26 protein-coding genes are annotated in these 21457 nt (G+C 45.3%); 8 read left to right on the top strand and 18 right to left on the bottom strand.

Annotated elements, in window-relative coordinates; all coding sequences use genetic code 11:
• Nucleotides 1-286 precede the first annotated feature (286 nt).
• A complete protein-coding gene (gene tnpB / locus MSWH1_RS10350; protein WP_048128288.1) occupies nucleotides 287-1399 on the bottom strand; it encodes an IS200/IS605 family element RNA-guided endonuclease TnpB in 1113 nt (370 codons plus the stop codon).
• Between the two features lie 28 nt (nucleotides 1400-1427).
• Between tnpB and tnpA the strand changes: the two genes are divergently transcribed.
• Together tnpA and MSWH1_RS10340 are read left to right on the top strand one after the other, a co-directional pair.
• Nucleotides 1428-1841, top strand: coding sequence for an IS200/IS605 family transposase (gene tnpA, locus MSWH1_RS10345; RefSeq protein WP_048128287.1), 414 nt, complete (start codon nucleotides 1428-1430; stop codon nucleotides 1839-1841).
• A gap of 129 nt (nucleotides 1842-1970) precedes the next feature.
• Nucleotides 1971-2303 carry a nucleotidyltransferase family protein gene (locus tag MSWH1_RS10340; RefSeq protein WP_048128286.1) on the top strand — a complete coding sequence of 111 codons (333 nt, stop codon included), beginning with the start codon at nucleotides 1971-1973 and terminating at the stop codon, nucleotides 2301-2303.
• Between the two features lie 27 nt (nucleotides 2304-2330).
• Here the strand turns inward: MSWH1_RS10340 and MSWH1_RS10335 are convergent, their stop codons facing one another.
• The 4 genes from MSWH1_RS10335 to MSWH1_RS10320 form a co-directional block, all read right to left on the bottom strand.
• Nucleotides 2331-2690 carry a DUF5615 family PIN-like protein gene (locus MSWH1_RS10335; protein ID WP_048130398.1) on the bottom strand — a complete coding sequence of 120 codons (360 nt, stop codon included), beginning with the start codon at nucleotides 2688-2690 and terminating at the stop codon, nucleotides 2331-2333.
• Between the two features lie 16 nt (nucleotides 2691-2706).
• Complete coding sequence (locus MSWH1_RS10330) at nucleotides 2707-2952, bottom strand: DUF433 domain-containing protein (RefSeq protein ID WP_048128285.1); 246 nt, start codon at nucleotides 2950-2952, stop codon at nucleotides 2707-2709.
• A gap of 219 nt (nucleotides 2953-3171) precedes the next feature.
• Nucleotides 3172-3564: a type II toxin-antitoxin system VapC family toxin gene (locus tag MSWH1_RS10325; RefSeq protein ID WP_048128283.1), complete on the bottom strand. Its 393-nt coding sequence runs from the start codon at nucleotides 3562-3564 to the stop codon at nucleotides 3172-3174.
• Complete coding sequence (locus MSWH1_RS10320) at nucleotides 3551-3790, bottom strand: antitoxin VapB family protein (protein WP_048128281.1); 240 nt, start codon at nucleotides 3788-3790, stop codon at nucleotides 3551-3553. The genes MSWH1_RS10325 and MSWH1_RS10320 overlap by 14 nt, the downstream gene beginning before the upstream one ends.
• A 205-nt stretch (nucleotides 3791-3995) precedes the next feature.
• Between MSWH1_RS10320 and MSWH1_RS10315 the strand changes: the two genes are divergently transcribed.
• Entirely contained in the window at nucleotides 3996-5033 is a 1038-nt protein-coding gene (locus MSWH1_RS10315) for a DUF3800 domain-containing protein (protein ID WP_048128279.1), read from the top strand.
• Between the two features lie 112 nt (nucleotides 5034-5145).
• Here MSWH1_RS10315 and MSWH1_RS10310 read toward each other — a convergent pair whose 3' ends face one another.
• Genes MSWH1_RS10310 through fpoA form a run of 13 tightly spaced genes read right to left on the bottom strand, consistent with a single transcriptional unit; the run spans nucleotide 5146 to nucleotide 15364 of the window.
• Nucleotides 5146-5508 carry a F420H2 dehydrogenase subunit FpoO gene (locus MSWH1_RS10310; protein ID WP_048128276.1) on the bottom strand — a complete coding sequence of 121 codons (363 nt, stop codon included), beginning with the start codon at nucleotides 5506-5508 and terminating at the stop codon, nucleotides 5146-5148.
• Between the two features lie 13 nt (nucleotides 5509-5521).
• On the bottom strand, nucleotides 5522-6997 hold the full coding sequence (gene fpoN, locus MSWH1_RS10305; RefSeq protein ID WP_048128273.1) for a F(420)H(2) dehydrogenase subunit N: 1476 nt from the start codon (nucleotides 6995-6997) through the stop codon (nucleotides 5522-5524).
• A 3-nt stretch (nucleotides 6998-7000) separates the two neighbouring features.
• Nucleotides 7001-8488 carry a F(420)H(2) dehydrogenase subunit M gene (gene fpoM, locus MSWH1_RS10300; protein WP_048128271.1) on the bottom strand — a complete coding sequence of 496 codons (1488 nt, stop codon included), beginning with the start codon at nucleotides 8486-8488 and terminating at the stop codon, nucleotides 7001-7003.
• Nucleotides 8488-10506: a F420H2 dehydrogenase subunit FpoL gene (gene fpoL / locus MSWH1_RS10295; protein WP_048128269.1), complete on the bottom strand. Its 2019-nt coding sequence runs from the start codon at nucleotides 10504-10506 to the stop codon at nucleotides 8488-8490. The genes fpoM and fpoL overlap by 1 nt, the downstream gene beginning before the upstream one ends.
• The gene (gene fpoK, locus MSWH1_RS10290) at nucleotides 10500-10808 is read right to left on the bottom strand and encodes a F420H2 dehydrogenase subunit FpoK (protein ID WP_011021517.1); all 309 of its coding nucleotides are present in this window, start codon (nucleotides 10806-10808) and stop codon (nucleotides 10500-10502) included. The genes fpoL and fpoK overlap by 7 nt, the downstream gene beginning before the upstream one ends.
• On the bottom strand, nucleotides 10805-11056 hold the full coding sequence (fpoJ, locus tag MSWH1_RS20575) for a F420H2 dehydrogenase subunit FpoJ (RefSeq protein ID WP_048128265.1): 252 nt from the start codon (nucleotides 11054-11056) through the stop codon (nucleotides 10805-10807). Before fpoJ ends, fpoK begins: the two co-directional genes overlap by 4 nt.
• Nucleotides 11046-11336, bottom strand: coding sequence for an NADH-quinone oxidoreductase subunit J (locus tag MSWH1_RS20570; protein WP_048128263.1), 291 nt, complete (start codon nucleotides 11334-11336; stop codon nucleotides 11046-11048). The genes fpoJ and MSWH1_RS20570 overlap by 11 nt, the downstream gene beginning before the upstream one ends.
• Nucleotides 11333-11743 carry a F420H2 dehydrogenase subunit FpoI gene (gene fpoI, locus MSWH1_RS10275; RefSeq protein ID WP_048128261.1) on the bottom strand — a complete coding sequence of 137 codons (411 nt, stop codon included), beginning with the start codon at nucleotides 11741-11743 and terminating at the stop codon, nucleotides 11333-11335. Before fpoI ends, MSWH1_RS20570 begins: the two co-directional genes overlap by 4 nt.
• 4 nt (nucleotides 11744-11747) lie before the next feature.
• Nucleotides 11748-12785, bottom strand: a complete 1038-nt coding sequence (gene fpoH, locus MSWH1_RS10270; RefSeq protein ID WP_048128259.1) for a F420H2 dehydrogenase subunit FpoH — start codon at nucleotides 12783-12785, stop codon at nucleotides 11748-11750.
• A 5-nt stretch (nucleotides 12786-12790) separates the two neighbouring features.
• A complete protein-coding gene (fpoD, locus tag MSWH1_RS10265) occupies nucleotides 12791-13915 on the bottom strand; it encodes a F420H2 dehydrogenase subunit FpoD (RefSeq protein ID WP_048128257.1) in 1125 nt (374 codons plus the stop codon).
• A 10-nt stretch (nucleotides 13916-13925) separates the two neighbouring features.
• Nucleotides 13926-14402 (bottom strand): F420H2 dehydrogenase subunit FpoC, encoded by a 477-nt coding sequence (gene fpoC / locus MSWH1_RS10260; RefSeq protein ID WP_048128255.1) that lies wholly within the window; start codon nucleotides 14400-14402, stop codon nucleotides 13926-13928.
• 30 nt (nucleotides 14403-14432) lie between these two features.
• Complete coding sequence (gene fpoB / locus MSWH1_RS10255; RefSeq protein WP_048128253.1) at nucleotides 14433-14987, bottom strand: F(420)H(2) dehydrogenase subunit B; 555 nt, start codon at nucleotides 14985-14987, stop codon at nucleotides 14433-14435.
• Entirely contained in the window at nucleotides 14975-15364 is a 390-nt protein-coding gene (gene fpoA / locus MSWH1_RS10250) for a F420H2 dehydrogenase subunit FpoA (RefSeq protein WP_231585754.1), read from the bottom strand. Before fpoA ends, fpoB begins: the two co-directional genes overlap by 13 nt.
• Before the next feature lie 1211 nt (nucleotides 15365-16575).
• On the opposite strand from fpoA, the gene MSWH1_RS10245 reads away from it, so the two are divergent.
• Genes MSWH1_RS10245 through cofH (MSWH1_RS10225) form a run of 5 tightly spaced genes read left to right on the top strand, consistent with a single transcriptional unit; the run spans nucleotide 16576 to nucleotide 21424 of the window.
• Nucleotides 16576-16737: a DUF362 domain-containing protein gene (locus MSWH1_RS10245; RefSeq protein WP_048128249.1), complete on the top strand. Its 162-nt coding sequence runs from the start codon at nucleotides 16576-16578 to the stop codon at nucleotides 16735-16737.
• The gene (locus MSWH1_RS10240; RefSeq protein WP_048128248.1) at nucleotides 16734-18011 is read left to right on the top strand and encodes an NAD(P)/FAD-dependent oxidoreductase; all 1278 of its coding nucleotides are present in this window, start codon (nucleotides 16734-16736) and stop codon (nucleotides 18009-18011) included. Before MSWH1_RS10245 ends, MSWH1_RS10240 begins: the two co-directional genes overlap by 4 nt.
• A gap of 41 nt (nucleotides 18012-18052) precedes the next feature.
• Nucleotides 18053-19054 (top strand): 7,8-didemethyl-8-hydroxy-5-deazariboflavin synthase CofG, encoded by a 1002-nt coding sequence (gene cofG / locus MSWH1_RS10235; RefSeq protein ID WP_048128246.1) that lies wholly within the window; start codon nucleotides 18053-18055, stop codon nucleotides 19052-19054.
• Nucleotides 19055-19080: 26 nt separating this feature from the next.
• Nucleotides 19081-20211, top strand: coding sequence for a 5-amino-6-(D-ribitylamino)uracil--L-tyrosine 4-hydroxyphenyl transferase CofH (gene cofH, locus MSWH1_RS10230; protein WP_048128244.1), 1131 nt, complete (start codon nucleotides 19081-19083; stop codon nucleotides 20209-20211).
• 58 nt (nucleotides 20212-20269) lie between these two features.
• Nucleotides 20270-21424, top strand: coding sequence for a 7,8-didemethyl-8-hydroxy-5-deazariboflavin synthase subunit CofH (gene cofH, locus MSWH1_RS10225; protein WP_048128240.1), 1155 nt, complete (start codon nucleotides 20270-20272; stop codon nucleotides 21422-21424).
• Nucleotides 21425-21457: the final 33 nt, after the last annotated feature.

The raw sequence follows: 21457 nt of genomic DNA, 5'->3' as shown, positions 1-21457 counted from the left end.
CTTAATTTTGAACCAACAGTTCCCGTGCATAAAACTATTATTTATTAATATACTATCAAATTCATTACTATATATATTAACTGTTTCTTTGATTTTACATGAAAAAACAGGCGACCAATCTTGATATATTCCAACTGAGAAGAAAAAGAATTGCTCAGCGCAGGAAACATACATGATCAAGACTTACTTGTGAACTATCACTCAGCTAAAGACTGAGTGGCTTCTTGGTTCATCCTCCCTCTATTGAGGGCAAGTCCCCAAGCTCATCCCCGTAGTCCCTACGGTGTCATAATCCAATTAGATTCTGATCTATGAGAGCGAATTTTTTGATATTGATAGCGGCATTAATGTCTCTATGGTGTTTGGTTTTACAGTCTGGACAAATCCATTCTCTGTCTTTTAGCTGAAGCTCTTTATTGTGGTATCCACACACACTACATAGCTTAGAAGAGGGTTCAAATTGTCCTATTCTCAGGACGGTTTTTCCAAACCATTGAGCCTTATATTCCAACTTTGTTACAAAACTACTCCACGCAGAATCACTTATAGCCTGTGTTAAGTGATGATTCTTAACCATGCCTTTAACATTTAGAGTTTCCAGAGCTACAGCTTGGTTTTCGCTAACAAGTCTAAAAGAGAGTTTGTTCTGGAAGTCATTTCTCTGATTTGTTATTTTGTCATGGAGTACAGCAAGTCTTCGTTTAGCTTTTGCCCTGTTCTTAGAGCCTTTCTGTTTCCTTGAGACTCTTTTCTGTAATACTTTGAGCCTTTTAAGAGAGTTTTTCAAGTACTTTGGATTCTCAACCTTTTCTCCTGTTGAAAGGACAGCAAAGTCTTTGATACCTACATCAATTCCTACTGTTGTTGATTCTGTAAAAGCTTCCTTTACTGGAAGTTCTTTTCCATCTTCAACAAGGATACTGATGTAGTAATGTCCTTTACATGTCCTTGATACCGTAGCCGTTTTAGGCTCTCCTTCAAACTTCCTGTGAAGAACTGCTTTAATTGGTTCTATTTTAGGAAGCTTGATAGTATTATTTTCAAAGTTTACAGTGTAGTGTTGAGGTACAGGGAAAGACTGTATCGGATTCTTTTTTGATTTGAACTTTGGAAACCCTGTTTTCTCTCTAAAGAATCTAGTGAAAGCGGATTCAACCTGCTTAGTCATCCCCTGTAATGATTGAGAGTTAACTTCTCCTAACCACTCATTAGAAGCCTTTAGAATAGGAATTAATTTGTTTAAGTCAAATCTGGAAATTGATTCCCCTGTCTGCTCATAAGTTTTAATTTTCTGGTCAAGTGCCCAATTATAGACAAATCTACAGCTACCTATATGCTGATTCAATTGAATAGCTTGTGTAGTTGTAGGATAGAGTCTAAATTTGAACGCTTGCATCATACAAAGGCATTATATGCTTTAACAACACATGCACTTTTTGGTAAATACGAAGTATGAAACACGGAATCATAGCAAATTTTTGTTAATGTATCATGTTATTTTTGTTTGCAAATACCGAAAAGTCATACTTGAACCAATTAGCGAAGAACTCAAACAGATTATGATTGACATTTCAAAAGAGTCTAACTTTGAAATCCTTGAAATGGAAACTGACAAAGACCATATTCATTTCTTGATCAAGAGTGAGCCGAAAGTTAGCGTTTTGTCAATTGTCAGAAAATTGAAACAAGAATATACTAACAGGTTATGGAAAACTCAAAAAGAATATCTGAAAAAGTATTATTGGGGTGAGAATACGTTATGGAGTGATGGTTATTTTGCGTCTACTATCGGAAATGTGAGTAAAGAGGCGGCAGAATATTACATACGGAATCAGGGTTGAAGTTGACGCTTATATCCCCTGAGCTAAAGACTCAGGGGTTTTACGCTTCTTCATATAAATACTGAACATAAAAGTATATTAGGAATACTTTTGCTAATAACAATTAAAAGCCAGAACCTGGGAGGCCACATGACAGTCAAAACCACTCCAGTACCAACGGACGAAAAAACGAAAGATGCGGCATATTTCACAAAAATTCTACGGCAATACCTTCCGGAGCTTTCAAAAAAATATAGCATCAGCTATCTGGGAATCTTCGGATCTTACGTCCGCGGGGAACAGAAAGAAGATAGCGACCTTGATGTCCTGGTAGAATTTTCTAAAACACCGGACCTCTTTGAATTCATAGGGCTCAAACAGGATCTTTCGGATATGCTGGGAGTGAAGGTCAATCTTGTTATGAAAAATGCACTGAAGCCCAGGATTGGAGAAATAATTCTTGAAGAGGTTGTGCAGTTATAAGAGGGCTTTATCAAGCATAAAAGGCATTTAATCTCTTTTCAATGGCTTTATTCTTATCCTATCCTCTTCAACGACTGCAAAATGTCCTCCCCAATCATCACGCGACCCTATCACCTTTACAAGGGCTTTCGCTATATAAGTTGAAGAGATCATAGGTATGCGAAAAAGAATTATTCCACGCGCTAGTGGCTGCGTTGTGCGGAAAGCCAGTTCCCCGAAGTCTTTGTCGAAAGTGATGAGAATAAGTCCTTGCCTGTGAGCCAGTGCCATAACTTCTATATCAGTACTTCCTGGAACTTCTTCCCTTATCCACAGAACTTCGTGTCCGCCAACTCGAAGAGCCTTCACTGCATCCAGAGGAATATTTTCATTTGCCAGCAGCCGCATCAGATCCCAACCATAATCAGGTTCCTTCCTGAGAAATTTCAAGTGGATATACCTTTTCTGCCCTGAGCAAATCACTTGCATAGCCAAGGCAAGCCTGAATATCTTCATGTGTAAGGCCTGGATAATTCCGCAGGATCTCAGATTCAGGCCAATCCTTAGCCAGTAAGTCGATAACGAACTCAACTGCCAGGCGTGTGCCTTTGATTACAGGTTTGCCCGCAAGAACTGCAGGGTCAATAATGATACGTTCTCTCCAGGTCATAAGATTGCACCTGATTAGAATATGAGCCTGTCAGGTATTTTAGGTTTAAGGTGGGATATCATCCGGTCCAGGAGAGAAAGTGACATGAAGTAAAAAATACCCAAAATAGAAAATCAACTGCAAAAACCACTTTTATCTCCGCAGCCGAATCCACCAAAAATAGTCAGTACCTGCTTGGAACTGCATCTGGACTTTACAAATCGCTTTTTAAACTACACATCAATAACCTATAACTTCAAGTTCTGGCACTTCTTTGAAATGGTTATCTCTGGTAACTATTTTCTCATCATAACACAGTACTATAGCAGCTATGAGTTCATCGAATGCCCCAATGGCTCTTCCTTTTGAGAGCAAACTTGCAGAAAGGGAAGCAAAGACTTCATAGACCGATTCTTCAAGCTCCAGAACTTGAAAACATTCCAGAAGCTTCTTGATTTCTTCCAGATTCTGGTGCGTCTTTCTGGACAGGTATGCTCCCCTGTACAGTTCAAGTACATTAATCTCGGTCGTGCTGATAAAAACTCCTTCAACTTCCATTTCAGCCAGTTTGTGGAGAGCCTCTTCTTTTCCTCTCAGGAGGTCTACAATAAAAGAAGTATCAAGCACCGGCATCAAAATCAACTTCCCTCATCTTTGCAGTTCTCATGTCCCTTGAGGCTTTTTCGATTGCATCAGCGAGTTCGGGATTGGGACCTATTTCTGCGAGCACTTCCGAGAGCTTTCTTTTTTTGGGGTAGTACTTAATGATCACATCTGAAAAGCTATCTTTTTCGGAGGTTTTGAGGCTTTTTAGCTTCTCGTAGGCTTCATCGCTTATGCTGATCGTTCTGGTTGGCATGATAATATCTGTGTATGTATGTGTATTTAAGATTTTCAATAGGAAATATGTGACCTGAAAAGAAGCTGAACAAAAAATGAAGTGTCGGGTAACTCAAACCCGCATTTTATGCCAAAGAAGAAAATAAAACCTCAATTCCAAACAAAAAGAAACACATATAACATTTAACAGACTAAAAGGGATTGAACTCAAAAAATTAAGCCTGATGAATCATGGAGGCTCAAGATTTACGCCCTTAACCAAAAAGATAGAACTCGACATTTATTCAGATGAAGTTTTTAACGGCATAGATCCCTTTGACAATACAAATTGGATGTACTTAGGAGCTCTTTTTGTCCCCACAGACTACAAAGCAGAGGTTTTGAAAAATTTGAATGATCTTCGCTGTATAAAAAACCATAATTGGAACACATCTGAATCAGACTGCCCTGAAAATTGTAAGTTTCATAAAGAGAACAATACTGAAATTCACTTCAAAGAAATTCATAGATCGAGTGCAAGATTCATGATCGCAAAAGACTGGATCAGTTTCTTCAGTAAGGAAGCTTGTCAAAAACATCGAAAAATGTTATATTGTAATATACTTGGCATAAATCTTTCAAACATAAATTACAGTGAATTTGGCAGCGGTGGAAAAACCGAACTTAATATTTATAATCGCTTTTATAGAACTCTTCTAATGAGTGGTTTAAATTATTTTTTTAAAGATTATCTCAATATCGTTGTGAACTCTATATTTCATGACAGAGGAAGTCAAGAACACCACGAATTCTTTCCCTGGCATCCAATTAAACAAACTGAATTTGAAATAGACAAGTTGAGTATAAACTGCAACGAAATAGAATTCATAGACTCAGATCACAGAAACAGCAAATCAGAAGAATCTCAGTTTATTCAATTAACTGACTTGATTCTTGGAGCTACTTTTTCAACGATCCACAACTCATCAAATAATTCAAGGAAAAAAGAAGTTTGTGAACTTTTCAAACCAACATTGCATAAACTATTGGATCGCAAAAAGAGCCCCAACGGTCAGATGATTGGGGATTATTACAAAAGTAATTATTATCGAACTTACCAGGTATCGTTTTTTCCAAAATACAATATGACACCTGAAGAAGTAATCACTTATCTTGATCTGCATGGCAAAATTCAAAGAAAAGAAAAACTAAAAGTAGACAACTTTTATTATTCCCGCTTAATTGGATCTAAAAACCAACAAACACTAGAAAAATGGTTTTAATTAATCAATAATTCATGCCAAAACAAAAAAATCAATCAACAGGCTCCACCAAATAGCCGGCAACTATCAAAAAAGAAAAGAAATAAAGCCGCAAACGCAGCTTTGATTTTACTTAATGATGTGCGTGTTCCTGCTCGATCTGTTCCTTCTTATGCCTGATATAAGCCTCATCGGCTGCTTTCAGGCACCTGTTGCAGACATATACATCTTTTTTTACGATCCCTTTTGAGAAATCAGGAATTTGAAGTTCCATAGAGAAAACCCCGGTTTTATCTCCGCAGAGGACGCATTTACCTTTTCTGCATGAAGTCTGATTTTTGTTTACTTCTATGTAAGTTTTCTGGGCGGAATCGAGACAGGTCTCGCAGAGTCCTTTCCAGACCCCGTTGGGGTAAGCGAATTTGAGGAGGGGGCGGATAGCCCGGACCGGGATGACGGTCGGGATTGCACGCCCGCAAAGATCACAATCTGTCATTTCTCATACCTCCTTATAATGGTAATAGTACCATTGCTGCTTTCATAGCCATCTCCACGAAGGGTTCGGGCCAGAGACCCATTGCCAGTACGCCTGCCACTGCAACCAGAAGGGCTGCTGCGTATGGGAGAGGAATGCTGACCTTTTTACCCTCGGGGGGCATGAAGTACATGTATTTCACAAGCCGTGCGTAGTAGAACAGTGAAAGGGCACTGTTCAGGATTGCAATCACTGCAAGCCAGGTCATGCCTGCCTGAATGGTTGAGGAGAAGAGCACGAACTTGGCCATGAAACCTGCAGTTGGGGGGATGCCTGCAAGGGCAAAGACGAATATCGTCATGGAAAGGGCGGCGAGAGGCATTCTCTTCCCAAGGCCCCTGAAGCTGTCAAGATGGTCAGGGATATCGAGGTTGCCTGTCTTTTCCGAGGTAACCATCCAGACAACGACTCCGGCTGCGATAAAAGCTCCTGCTTTCATAAAGGCATGGGCAAGGGCGTACATGATACCGCCTGTAAGAGCCACCGGGGTCATGACGGCAAAAGCCATTGCAATGTATCCTGCCTGTGCCAGGGAGGAGTAGGCAAGCATCCTTTTTACGCTGGTCTGAGCAACTGCGATCACGTTTCCGAAGGTCATTGTTACCACTGCCAGGATGGTGAAAGCAAGCTGCCAGTCAGGCTGGAGGGCTGCAAGAGCCACAATGAAAATCCTGAAGGCTGCCACGAATCCCATTTTCTTGGACCCGGCTGCAAGCAGGGCGGAAACAACTGAAGGGGACCCCTGGTAGGTATCCGGAGCCCACATATGGAAGGGGACCAGAGCCATCTTGAAGCCAAAACCTGCAATCAGCAGCACGACGGCGACAAGCCCTATAGGGTTTTGTGTCAGGAGGCCGGTGTTTGCAGCAATCAGAGGGATGCTGGTAGTGCCGGTCGCTCCGTAGACAAAGGAAATCCCGAAGAGCATGAGCGCTGCAGAGACTGAGCCGATCACGAAGTATTTCATGGCTCCTTCGAGGGACTTTGCGTTCTGCTTTTCAAAGCCTGCAAGAGCGTAGGTTGCAAGACTTGCCAGCTCAAAGGCACAGAAGAGTACGATAAGGTCGTTTGCCGATGCCACAACCATCATTCCGAAGGTTGCAAAGAGCATCAGGGTGTAGAACTCTTCTGTGTGTTCACTGTTTTCAGTGTACTTGATTGCAGCAAGCGAAACGATCAGAGCAACTACCAGGAAGACCAGTTTGAAAAACTGGGAAAGGGCATCGATACTCAGAGTTTCTGAATAAATCGAATATCCAACCTGGAAGCCTTCCATTGTCAAAAGCCCTAAGCTTTTAACCGTTAGAGCAAGAGCTGCAAGGATTCCCAGGGTTGCCAGGTAACCCAGTACATTTTTGGACTTGGGGGAAAGGAAAACTCCGGCCAGGAGTACGACCAGTCCAGTTGCAACTAATATAAGTTCAGGTGCAAGGTACATTAATTCATTCATTTCTCACACCCCCAGGACAGCCGCAAGGCTGACTATTGCTTCCGAATTCTTAATCATCATATCAAGCACCGGGCTCGGGTTCAGGCCGAAATAGAGCACAAGAAGGGCAATAGCTGCCATTGAAAAGACCTGCAGGGAATTGATGTCCCTGACATCTCCGAGCTTCTCATTGTACACTCCGAACATTGCCCTCTGCATTGCCCAGAGGTGGTAACCTGCAGTAATCACTATTGCCAGCAGGGCAATTAAGACAAAGCCAGGTAGGTTCACAAAAGTGAAAGTCAGGACCAGGAACTCGGCAATAAAACCTGTCAGACCCGGAAGCCCGAGGGATGCCATAAAGCCGACCATCATAACCACAGTGAGCATTGGCATCTTCTTTGCAAGCCCACCGAGATTGTTAATGATTCTGGTGCCTGTGCCGGTCTGGATTGCGCCGGCGGACATGAACAGGATGCTCATGATAAGCCCGTGAGAAAACTGCTGGAACATTGCGCCTGCAACCGAAAGGGTCACAAGGCCGGCTGAACCCAGGGTAACATATCCCATGTGGCTCAAACTGGAGTAAGCGATCATGCGCTTGAGGTCTTTTTGCCGCAGAGCCAGAAGAGCCCCATAAACTATGCTGACAGAGCCGAGCAGGCCCAGCATCATGATCATCAGATGGGGGTTCCCGGTGTTAGGAAGCATCGGGAGGGATATCCTGAAAAGCCCGTACCCTCCGATTTTGAGCAGGATAAAGAGTACACTGCCTGCAGTAGGTGCCTCGGAATATGCATCCGGAAGCCAGGAGTGGAAGGGGAAAGTCGGCATCTTTGCCAGGAACCCGAAGAGGATTGCAAGGAAGATCCCATCTTTCATCAGGCCGGATTCGAAGAACTGGAACTGTGTGACCAGTTCTCTTATGTCAAATGTAGCAACGCCGGTCTGATTCAGGGCTGCGTAGAAGAGCCCGAAGATTCCGAGTAGCATTACCAGAGAAGCGACATGTGTGTAGATAAAGAACTTGTAGGACGCATGAGCCCGCTTTTCTCCACCCCAGATATTTACGATGAAGAAGAGTGGGACAAGGGTCAGCTCCCAGAATATATAGAAGACAACGAAGTCAAGGGATACAAAGACCCCTATGACTGCGGCTTGCATGGTAAGGATCAGCCCGTAAAACCTGTTAGGGGCTTCCCTGTCTTCTTTCCAGCTGAAGAGGATCAGAAGTGGGATAACAATCGCATTCAGAAGGATAAGGGGCATGGAAATGCCGTCGATTCCAACTGAATAGTTGACCCCGAGGAAGGGGATCCACTTCACAGATTCATAGAACTGCATTGCAGCAGTACTGCTGTCAAAGTTCAGATAGGCGTAAAGGGTAAGGCCCAGAGTCACAAGAGACCCGAGAAAGCCCAATCCTGCAGCCTGGTCTTTTGTTTTTGTGAAAAAGGTCACGACTGCGAAAATCAGCGGCACCAGAATCAACAATGATGCGACCGGCAGCATCAGAGTACCTCCATCATTAATTTAATTAATATAATTAGCAGGCTCACACCCACAATTATGACAGTTGCATAGGTCTGGACAACTCCTGTCTGAACTTTTCTGAGTTCTTCGCCCACACCAACTGTGATAATTCCAATTCCTTCTACAATGCTGTCAACGATCACATCAACTACCTGCGTAAGGAAAGCAATAACCCCGTAAACTATTCCGATTGAGAAAAACTCGGTATAGATTTCGTGCTGGTAGTAACGCTTGTAGAGCAGTCTGTAGATCGGATTCTTCATGGAAGCAAGAGGCCCGAGTTTCACTGCTCTGAGGTAATAGATCACGAAAGCAATTGCAAGGCCTGCAAGTGCCATTATTAATGGGAGCCATAGAATAAAGAGAGGCTCGTGTCCTGCTGCCTCCACAAGTTCGTTTCCACCTATGCTGGCAAGGCTTCCTATGTTAAGGCTCACGAAACTGTTGGTAAAGGTTTCTTCAAGGAATTTCATGAATCCTGTCTGGGTAAGCGCTCCGAAAACAAGGGCAAGGAATGCCAGAATGGATAGGGGTATGGTCATAATTGCAGAGGACTCATGCCCGTGATAATTGCTTCTTGGCTTCCCTGTAAAGGTCATGAAGATAAGCCTGAAGATATAGAGGGATGTCAGGAAGGCGGCTGCAATTGAGAATATGTACGGGATCCAATTGTTGCTGTGTTCTCCGAAGAGATAGGCAGCTTCAATAATTGCATCCTTTGAAATGAAGCCGCTTGTCCCTATTGAGGTTCCAGGGATACCGAAACCTGCCAGGGCAAGAGCTGCAATAGTCATAGTGGCAGCAGTAATTGGCATTACCTTTCCTACGCCTCCGAGTTCTCTCATATCCTGGGTGCCGACTGCATGGATTACACTGCCTGCACAGAGGAAAAGGAGAGCCTTGAAGAAAGCATGGTTGATCAGGTGGAAAAGGGAAATTCCAACTGCTTCAAGCCCTATTGCCGATCCAAGCCCAAGACCCAGCATCATGTAGCCGAGCTGGCTGATGGTAGAGAATGCAAGCACACGCTTGAGGTCGTTCATTACAATGCCCATTGTGCCTGCAAAGAGAGCAGTAAAGCCTCCGAAGTAAGCGACTGCCATAAGGGAGTCAGGGGCTGCAATAAACATAGGGAAGGTCCTTGCTACCAGGTAAACCCCGGCAGTAACCATTGTTGCTGCATGGATGAGAGCTGAGACGGTTGTTGGGCCTTCCATTGCATCAGGCAGCCACACATGCAACGGGAACTGCCCGGACTTTCCTACGGCTCCTCCGAAGAAAAGCAGGGTGATAATAGTAAGGTGGCTTATTTCAAAGCCGAAGACATTTAACTGCAGAGCAGAAAGCTGGGGGATATAGCTGAATATTTCGTCAAAGCGAAGCAGGTATACTCCTTCCTGGAAGCCACCTGCAAGTTTCAGGAGATCGGAAGTCAGCACGATTATTCCTGTAAGGAACATTACGTCTCCGATCCTGGTTGTAAGGAAAGCTTTCTTGGCTGCGGCTGCAGCTGAGGGTTTTTCGAACCAGAAACCGATCAGGAGATAGGAACAAAGCCCGACAAGTTCCCAGGAAACAAAGAGCTGTAGAATATTGTCCGAGAGGACCAGGGAAAGCATTGCTGCGGTAAACAGTGCGGTTTCTGCAAAGTACCTGGGTTTTCCTTCATCATGAGACATGTAGCTAACTGCGTAGATGTGGATCAGCAGGCTCACAAAGGAGACCATTGACAGCATGACTGCAGCCAGGGGGTCAATTAAGATTCCGATGTTAAGCACTGCAAACCAGGAATAGGACTGGCTTACGATCTCTTCGGGGTTTGCCAGCAGCCCGAGGGTAATCGCAAAAGAGATTACAAAGGAGGCGGCGATGGCAAGGATGGGGATGATTGCCCCTCCTGAAGGCATTTTCCTGCCAAAGAAGAAGGTGATCGCAAAAGCCAGTGCCGGAAGCAGGGGGATCAAAAATGCAAATTCTTCCAGAGCCGTTTTTACCACCTCAGGATGTTAAGCTCATCAAGGTTAATTTTGTCGTGCATTCTGTAGATTGCCATGAAAATTGCAAACCCGACTGCTGCTTCAGCAGCTGCAAGGGCAATTGAGAAAATGGCAAAGACCTGCCCGTTAAGGGTGTCCGTATAGCTTGAAAAAGCCACAAGGTTCAGGTTTGCGGAGTTCAGCATGAGCTCGATACACATGATCATCCTGATACCGCTTTTATGGGTCATTACGCCATAAAGCCCGATTGAAAAGAGCAGGGCTGCAAGGCCGAGATAAAATGTTAATGGAATAGCAGTCATCTGTTGCCCTCTCCTTTTGCCATGTAAATTGCTCCTATAAGGGACGCGAGCAGGACGATTGATAGGACCTCGAAAGGCACCACGTACTGGGTGAAGATCAACATACCTATGCCCTCGATATTGCTCGGGTCAGCCGGGTTCTCAGGGAGTTCCGAAACCGTATTCCAGGAAGTCCCAAAAATCCCTGTAACAACAACAGCAACAAAGAGCAGGACAACGAGAAGAGATGCAGGTCTGTTAATTCGCACGGGACTCACCTCCCAGTTCACGCTTTGTAAGCATAACGGCAAAGAGGATCAACACTCCGATTGCCCCTATATAGACCAGCACCTGGACAACTCCCAGGAACTGGGCGTTTAAGAGGATGTAGAGAGCTGCAATGCCGAACATGCACATGATCAGGGAAAGCCCGGCTCTTACAACGTCCTTTGCAATAATCACAAAGATTGCAAAGAAGACTGTGACAATCGCAAGGAGCCCGAAGACAGCCATTTCCAGAGCTGCCCCGATAGTTTCAATTCCTATCATTTTTCATCACCTTCATCGATATCTACTTCCCTTGCGAGTTTGTCAGGAGTCATGAGCAGGTCTTTATGAGTCCATTTTACCATGCCTTTGGTGTATTCTTTCCCGCTTGAAAGAGCACTTTTGGGGCACTGGTCAATGCAGAGCCCACAGAAGAGGCAGTGGCCGATATCTATTTCGGGGAACCACCTCTGTTTGCCACTTCCAGGGGCAATCGGGGCTTTAATAATTTTAATCGCGTTATTTGGGCAGGTATTGGCACAGATCCCACAGCCGATGCATTTACTTTTGTCAAGGATCTGAAGCCCTCTGAACCTGTCGGAGAGTGGACTTTCCACCTCCGGACACAGCCTGGTCACGCGTTTTTTAGGGATGTTTTTAAGTGCATATCTGATGTTTTTAAGAACCATACTCTTAAGCCCCCAGATAGAGTCCAAGGCCCACTGCCCAGACAAGGTTCAAAAGGGACAGGGGGAGAAGTTTCTTCCAGCTCAGGTCTATAACCTGATCGATCCTGTACCTTGGAACAGCCCATCTCATTCCGATGATTGTCATAAGCACAAGCACGGTTTTAAGAAGCAGGAAACCTGTGGGGACAATAAAGCCGAGCACCGGGTTGTTTGAGATAAAAGCCGGCACGTTCCAGCCACCAAGGAAGAGGAGTGCAACAAGGAAGGAACCAAGGATCATGTGGATATACTCAGCAAAGAAACCGAGCCCGAAACGCATTCCACTGTATTCGGTAATCCATCCTGCGATCAGTTCTTCTTCAGACTCGTTCTGGTCGAAAGGAAGCCTCCCCATATCAGCCATAAGTGCAATAAAGAAGACAATAAATCCAATCGGCTGCAGGAAGATGTTCCAGTGAAGCCCCTGGGCGCTGGCAATTTCCACTATGTTCAGGGAACCTGTCATTATGCCAACACTGACAACAGTGATCCCAAGGGGTACTTCATACCCGACCATCCGGGCAAAGTTCCTGAAAGCTCCGAGAAGGGAATACTTGTTGTTAGAACCGTAGGCAATCATGAAGATCCCGAAAATGGTGAGCGCAGACATTGCCTCGATATAAAGAACACTGATGTCCATCTCGGTTACAACCAGCGGGTACTCGACTCCGTTGATGAAGACTGCACCTACAGGGATTGCGACAAGCATCAGGAAGACCGAGCTCATCATGAAGATTGTGGCGTTGTCAAAGAGTACGCGGTCAGCATTCTTCGGCCTCAAGTCTTCTTTCGTAAAGAGCTTGATTGCATCAGCCACCAGCTGCAGGAGCCCGAACTTGCCTACCCTTGAAGGGCCGTATCTGAACTGGATGTCGGCTGATAATTTACGCTCAATCCAGACAGCACCCATTGCTCCAAGGAAGATAGCTCCCACAAGAGACAGGCCTACAAGCCCGCGAATCCAGGGAATAAAGGGAATTATGAATTCAGGGATTTCTATCATTATACTCACCTGTCCGCTTCACTGGTGCAGCCGTCCATGCTACCTGAAATCGCTGCAACGTCTGCAACTGTTGTGCCTATAATGAGAGGGGGCAGAGCTTGCAGAGTCGGGAAGTAGGGTCCTCTGACTTTTACCCTGTAAGGTTTATCAGTGCCGTCAGAGATCATGTACATGCCCATTTCTCCTCTTGGGTCTTCGACCCTGTGGAATACCTCCCCTGCAGGAACTCTCATAACAGGAGTCCTTCTGCCGTAAGGGGTTCCTTCGGGAAACAGAGGCCCGTTCGGGATCTGGTCAAGGCACTGTTCGAGGATGTAGATACTTTCCCGCATCTCGTTAAGCCTGACCCGCACCCTGGCAGCACAATCTCCTGCAGTTTCCGTGCAGACCTTGAAGTCCAGGTCCTCATACACAAGGTATGGCTCGTTCTTCCGGATATCGAAGGGAACACCCGTTGCCCGCAGAGCAGGCCCGGAAACCCCAAGGCTCTTTGCAACATCTGCAGTCAGGATTCCGACTCCTTCGGTCCTTTCCCTGTAAATTCTGTCCGACTGGAACATTTCCTCGTAATCGCTAATAACTTTCTTGAGGTTGTTCAGGACAGGGAGAGCTTTTTCCTTAAACCCGGCTGGCAGGTCATCGCGTACCCCTCCGAATTTCAGGTAGCTGTGGGTGACCCTTGCCCCTGTGACCATATCAATCAGGGTAAGGATATCTTCCCTTTCCTTAATTGTATACATGAACATGGACACGAAGCCGATGAACTCCCCGAACTCTCCCATGCCGAGCAGGTGGCTCTGGAGCCTGGAAAGCTCTTCTAAAATGACCCTGATATATTGAGACCTCGCGGGGGGTTCGATGCCTAACAGCTTTTCGACGCAGCCCACAAAACATTCTTCGTTTGTCAGGGCTACAAGGTAACAGATCCTGTCAACTATCGTGATTCCCTGAAGGTAGGTTTTATTCTCCAGGATTTTTTCAATGCCTTTGTGAATATAACCCAGTTCCACTTCAGCATCCATCACAGTTTCCCCTTTCAACCTCAGGTTTAACCTGAAAGGTCCGGGCTGCATGGGATGCTGGGGGCCCAGGTGTACAATCATTTCATTTGATTCAAGCATTTCTTCCATTTTTCACCCCTCACACCAGGTTTCTTGCTGTCTTGTTCGGGAAACCCTCGTAGTCTTTCCGAAGAGGCCACTCCCCCAGCATCTCTTCAGGGAGCACCAGAGTCTTCAGGTTCGGGTGGTTTTTAAACACAATCCCGTAGAGTTCGTAGGTCTCTCTTTCATACCAGTTTGCATTCCAGTATACCGGTACAATAGACTCTATTTCCGGAGCATCCCTGGGCAGCCTCACTTTCAACATAAGAACTACAGGGTGGTCATAAGAAGCTATATGATACACCGATTCCAGCTCGTTCCTCTGAGGATAGTCCACTCCACAAACGGAGCAGAGGTGGTCGAACTGAAGGGAGTCCTTAAGGTACTGGCAAACTTCTTTTGCTTTCTCCTTATCCACATATGCCCGGATACGGATCGGGGATTCAATCCCGGTTTCGGAAATTGCCTCCGGAAATTTACCGGTTAGTGATTCTATGATTGTTTTGGCATCCATTGTATTCCCTCAAATAAGCCTGAAATCTCCTCAGTAGTCCGTCCCCAGGTCTTTTTTGGCTTTTATCTTTTCCTGTAATTCCACAAATCCCTGGATCAGGGCTTCGGGTCTGGGAGGACATCCGGGAATGAAGACATCGATAGGAAAGAGCTCATCGATGTTCTGCACAGTACTGTAGGACTCATAAAAGGGACCGCCGCTGATAGAACAGTCTCCCATGCAGAGAACCCATTTAGGAGCAGGCATCTGTTCCCAGAGCCTCTTTAAGGCGGGCAGGTATTTTTTTGTCACATAACCACTGATTATCATGACATCCGCATGCCTTGGGGAGTTTCGGGGAATGATCCCGAACCGGTCAGTATCATAGTGGGCACAGCCCGTAGCGATCATTTCCACACCACAGCAGCCCATTGGCTGAGTCATGAACCAGAGCGAGTTTTTCCGCCCCCAGTTGATCAGGTCCTGAGCCTTGGTCTTCTTGAGAAAGTCGCTGATCGCATTGGTGGTTGTTGTGATAACGCCGGGAATTTCGTCTTCCGGAGTTCCTTTTATATTAGTTGTTTTTGTCTCCTTCACTTCACCCATGTAAGGGCCTCCTTCTTCCAGAGATACACGTATCCGAAGAGCAGTATGAAGATAAATGCAAACATCTCAACTACTGCAATTGAGGTAATTCCATGCCCTTTATAGACAGTAGCCCAGGGGTAAAGGAAAAGCACCTCAATATCAAAGAGAACAAAAGCAATCGCATAGAGATAATACTCAACATTAAACTGGATCCTGGCAGTTCCTATAGGAACAGAACCCGATTCGTATGTCGTGTATTTGCTGGCTGCCTTGCTCCTCGGACTCAGTTGCTTTACGATAAACATTGTCATGGGAGGCATAACCAGTCCCACGGCAAGAAATATTGCAACCGGTATATAATTATCAATTATTCCAGACATTGTATCACCTATCAGAGTGCAGCAATCTGAAACTGCAGCGTCGCATGATCCTGATTTTATATTTTTTAAGATAAGCAGACAAAAAACTGCATCCGGATTCCCCGGTTCTTTAGAAAAACCACTATGGTCCGAACACAGGTCCTGTTAAGAATGTCTGTACCCGGGTACTTCCCTTCATGTGGATAGAGCTCTGAATACAGACTTCTGACTGCCGGGCTCTGAAAAATTTACTTTTTCGTTGCCCAGGTTATGCAATAAATTTTTGAAAGTCAGGGGAAAGCCCCTCTTTCGGAGATGTGGATTCAATTACTGTGAAAGTAGTATAATTAATAATTAAGATTCCAGGTAACTATGTTAGTTCTGCAAATGAATCATGGGTTATTTATAGCTATTTGCTAGATAATTAATATTATATAAATATTAAGTCTAAATAATTAAAAGTCTGTTTTTAGAATATATTAATGTTGAAATAACTTATGGGGAAAGCCTTGACTTGTTTACGAAATTATATATACACCATAAATATGTTATTATCTTTGAACAGCCAAAAAATCCGGAAAATTGGTTTTCTACGACCATAAAGTTTTCTCCGGGAATGGCAATGAATTATATATATCAGTTAATTATTTTAGTTCCCATAAAAAACCTTTGAATACAACATAATTAATAATGATAAATCTGATGGGCAAAGGTCTCTTGAGGCAACCTTTAAAATAAAAATAATAAAGAACTGGAAGGGCTGAAAATTTCCTGTGTAAGCGCGGAAACGGCAGCATCTCATTTCATTCAAATATGCGGCAAGTGATTTAATATAAAGAATGGCTATCAGATACCTGGCAAAGAATGACTATTAGATACCCGGCTATAAGAAATATTATTGCTATCGGAAATACATGTGACAGATCAAAAATGTCATCGTAGCTTATAGGCAATGGTGTACTGTTGAAGTTAGGCAATGGTGTACTGTTGAAGTTTTCAGAGAACCCTCGATAATCTATATATTCATGAGGAAAATGGGTATTCCTGTCCATTTGACAGCTTTCTTAGAATCCATATTATATTCAGGAAAGGATATATCTATAGTATGCTACCCATTGTATATTAAAACCGATGCATTATCATCAGAGAATCCCGTTTTCCCATTGACCCTGAGAAAATAATATGAGCGAAATGCTATACCAACACATTATAATAAGTCCTTTCACGATAGAAAAGCGGTGGATCGCATGAAGATAAATGATAACTGTGTAGGGTGCGGCCAGTGCGCTTCTTTTTGCAAAAAGGGAGCAATAGAAGTAAGGGGAAGAGCGCGGACTACCGATGCCTGTGTGGAATGTGGGATGTGCGTCCCTTACTGCCCTGTAAAAGCCATCGAGGTATCAGTATGAAAACGATTGTAATTGGTGCAGGCCTTGGAGGGCTCTTAAGCGCTGCCAGGCTCTCGAACGCAGGGCATGAAGTTGAAGTTTTCGAAAGGCTTCCTATTACAGGAGGCAGGTTTACAAATCTTAACTATAAAGGTTTCCAGCTCTCTAGCGGAGCTTTCCACATGCTGCCCCACGGACCTGAAGGGCCACTTGCCCGGCTTCTCGGAGAGGTCGGAGCTGAAGTGAAGATCGTGCGGTCAGAACAGACCATTATACGCGTGCCTCTGATAAAAGGAAACCCTAATTATGTGAAAGGCTTCAAAGATATCCCTTTTATTGAATTTCCATCATTACTTTCGCATATGGATCGCCTTAAAATTGCTTTTTTGATCGTGAGCACAAGGAAAAATCGCCCTTCAGGGGTTACTCTTGAGGCCTGGATAAAGGCTCAGGTTAAGGACGAATGGCTAGTAAGGTTTGCCGACTCTTTTTGTGGCTGGGCGCTCAGCATGAAAAGTGATGAAGTTCCGGTAGAAGAGGTTTTTGAGATAATTGAAAACATGTACCGGTTCGGAGGCACAGGCATCCCGATCGGAGGATGTAAAGGAGTTATTGACGCCCTTGAAGCCGTGATTCTGAAAAATGGGGGGAAAATATATACTGATAAGGAAGTTTCAAAAATCTTGGTTGAAAATGGAAAAGCTGCAGGGGTAATTGTTGAAAGCAAGAAACATGAAGCTGACTTTATAATCAGTAATCTCGGGCATGCTGCAACTGCTTTGCTCTGCAGTGAAGCCCTCTCAGGAGAAGTACATGCAAGTTACCTTAAAATGCTTGAAACCTTTCAGCCGTCTGCAGGCATAAAGATTTGCCTTGCTGCAGATGAGCCTCTAGTAGGGCACTCAGGAGTCCTGCTAACCCCCTATACAAGGCGCATAAATGGGGCCAATGAGGTTACTCAGGTTGACCCGAAACTGGCACCGCCGGGCAAGCATCTTACCATGTGTCACCAGTATGTGGCTCCTGAGAACGTAAAAAACCTCGAATCTGAAATTGAGATGGGCCTTGCAGACCTCAAAGAGGTTTTTCCTGGCAAAAAATATGAAGTTCTTCTTATCCAGTCCTACCATGACGACTGGCCCGTAAACAGGGCAGCCTCTGGTATGGACCCTGGCAATGAGACCCCGATCCCAGGGCTCTACGTCGTAGGGGACGGAGCCAAGGGAAAAGGAGGCGTAGAAGTCGAAGGAGTAGCTCTCGGTGTGGCTGCAACCATGAATAAAATCCTCGGCTAAACCCGGAAGAAAAAAAAACAAAACTCAGCAGGTGTTTTACCATTCCACAGGAGAACCCTTCTTTCGTAACCTACTCAAAAAACGTCTTTATCCCTATAACCAATATATGCAGGAACCACTGTGGCTACTGTGGCTTCAGACGGGAGCCCGGACAACCCGGAGCCCGGCTGATGAAGCCTGAAGAAGTAGTCCCAATCCTTGAAAAAGGAGCAGGGGCAGGGTGCACTGAAGCCCTCTTCACCTTTGGGGAGTATGCAGAAGAGGTACCGGAGTACAGGGAATGGCTTAAAGAGCTTGGATATTCTTCTACCCTGGAATACCTTGTTTTTCTCTGTGAAACCGCAATCAACATAGGGATTCTCCCTCACACGAACGCGGGGATTATGACACGTTCCGAATTGAAAGTCCTCAAGCCCTTAAATGCGAGCATGGGGCTGATGCTTGAGACCACAGCGGTTCTGGAAGCCCATAAGGACTGCCCCGGCAAGGTTCCGGAACGCAGGCTTGAGACTATCCGGGAAGCCGGGAAACTTGAGATTCCCTATACAACCGGCCTCCTTGTAGGGATCGGAGAAAGCCTGAAAGACAGGGCTGAGTCCCTTGAAGCCATTGCAAGCTTGCACAGGGAGTACGGGCACATTCAGGAAGTCATTATCCAGAACTTTTCCCCGAAAACCGGGACACCCATGGAAAACTTCCCTGAACCTTCAGTAGAAGAGATAATGGATACTGTAGCCCTTGCCAGGCAGGTTCTGCCGCATGATGTGGCCGTACAGGTCGCTCCAAACCTCATTGATCCAAAAGCCCTAATAGTAAAAGGGGTAACGGACCTGGGAGGGATATCCCCCCTGACCATTGATTGGATCAACCCCGAAGCCGAATGGCCCGACGTAAAGGACCTGCAGGAAAAGCTCGGGGCAGTTCCACTTAGAGAACGCCTTCCAATCTACCCGCAGTACGTGAAAAATAAGTGGTACTCAGACAGAATAGGAGAGCTTATAGGGAGGCTCTCTGACGGGGAAGGTTACAGGAAACTACCCTAAACAGAGCACGCGAAGGAGTCTGAAAAATGAACAGTAAAATTCCCAAAGACCTCATAGAACGCGCATACCAGGGGAAGAGTACAAAAGAAGATGCTCTCCTGCTCCTGGAGGTACCCCCTTTCGAACTCTTCAAGTTTGCGGATGAACTCCGCTCTCTTGCCGTAGGGGACACTGTAACTTACGTCATGAACAGGAACATAAATTTCACAAGCCGCTGTTTGGGGACCTGTGGATTTTGTGCATTTCGGACTAACAACGGCAAAGTCCTGAGCATAGAAGAAATTATGGAAAAGGTGAGAGAGGCAGAAAAGGCCAATGCCACTGAAGTTTGCATCCAGGGAGGACTGCTTCCTGATGTGGGCCTGGACTTTTACCAGGGAATTGTCGAAGCCATAAAAGCCGAATTTCCGGAAATGCATATTCACTCTTTTTCGCCAATGGAAGTCTACCATGCCGCCCACATCAGCGGAATTTCGGTAAGTGAAGCCTTAAGAAGGCTCAAAAGGAGCGGGCTTGACACCATGCCGGGAACTGCAGCCGAAATTCTCTCTGACAGAGTGAGAGAAATAATCTGCCCCTTGAAAATCAAGACTGGAGAATGGATAGAAGTTGTCAGGCAGGCGCATTCAGCGGGCATCCCAACCACTGCAACCATGATGTACGGACACGTTGAAACTCCGGAGGAAAGGATAGATCACATGCTAATCATAAGGGATATCCAGAAAGAAACCGGAGGAATTACCGAATTTGTGCCCCTGCCTTTTATGCCTTACAACAACCCTATAGGGGAAAAAATGATCAGAGAAGGCAGATATGCCACCCCAGGCCTGGAAGACCTGAAAACCTATGCAATCTCCCGTATTCTCTTCCACGGGCATGTGGACAATATCCAGGCAAGCTGGGTGAAACTTGGGAAAAAGTTTGCCCAGTTTGCCCTCCACTGCGGAGTCAACGACCTTGGTGGAACTCTTATGGAAGAAAGTATATCCAAATCAGCAGGTGCCTGCCACGGGGAAATGATTACGGCTGAAGAACTTGAGTGGATGATCCACGGAGCTGGCAGAGTCCCTAAAGAGAGGACTACCCTGTACAGGGAAGTGAATGAGCTGGCTTCCGGAAACTCCCGAGGGATGTCCGGGTGCAGAGTATCCGAATAAACCGGGCCAGTAAGGGAAAAGACAAGTAAATGTCTGAAATCTGGAAGGAATGATAGGGATGTATGTGAAAAACCCGGCAATTTCTGAGTCTGTCATTGAGAGAGCACATCAGGGAAAATGTACAAAAGAAGACGCCCTTCTCCTGCTTGAAGGAAACCCATTTGAGCTATTTGAACTTGCAAATGAACTTCGAGCCAACTCTGTAGGCGACATTGTCAGTTATGTTGTAAACAGAAACATCTACATCACAAACAAATGCATCGGAAACTGCGGGTTCTGCGCTTACAGAACCGAGACCGGTTATATACTGAGTGTGGAAGAAATCCTTAAAAAAACAGAAGATGCAAGAAAAGCCGGAGCTGTGGAGGTCTGCGTCCAGGGAGGGTTCACCCCTGAAGCTGATATGGAGTTCTACCTGGAAATTATAGAGTCCATAAAATCCAGTTTCCCCGAGATCTGCATCCACGCCCTGTCCCCGATGGAAGTAAACTACGCAGCAGGAATTTCCGGCATATCCGTAGAAGAAGCAATGCGCAAACTTAAAAAAAGTGGGCTTGATTCTCTTACCGGGACTTCAGCTGAAATTCTTTCCGACAGGGTAAGGAAAATTATCTGCCCTAGAAAAATCAATACACAGCAGTGGATCGATACTGTAACTGCAGCACACAGGGCAGGGATTTCTACCAATTCAACCATCATGTACGGACATGTGGAAACCCTGGAAGAGCGCCTTGACCATATCTTTACCATTCGCAAAATCCAGCAGGAAACCGGCGGGTTTTCGGAACTTATCCCAATGTCATTTTTACCCTACAACAACCCTGTAGGGGAAAAGATGCTTGCATCCGGAAAGTTCTCAAGTACAGGGCTTGAAGACCTGCAACTGATCGCCATATCTCGCGTGATCCTGCATACCCATGTAAACAACATCCAGGCTACCTGGGTAAAGCTCGGGAAAAAACTTGCCCAATTTGCCCTGCAGTGCGGAGCAAATGACCTTGGCGGCACACTTATGGAAGACCAGATCTCGACAGCGTCGGGGGGCAACTATGGAGAATACGTATCTCCTGCGGAGTTTGAATGGATGATAAAAGGTGCCGGAAGAATCCCTATGCAGAGGGACACTCTGTACCGAAAAGCAGAACCCAGGTTTCCTGACAGGGAAGGTCCATTGCCGAATTACAGAAGAGCTGGAATAGGCAGCAGGGAATAAGGAAAAAAATATCGGGAAATAATAAAAAGAGCA

Source organism: Methanosarcina sp. WH1 (assembly GCF_000970005.1).
GTDB lineage: Archaea > Halobacteriota > Methanosarcinia > Methanosarcinales > Methanosarcinaceae > Methanosarcina.
The sequence above is the reverse complement of the archived record's forward strand: the minus strand, read 5'-3'. Positions and strand labels throughout refer to the sequence as shown.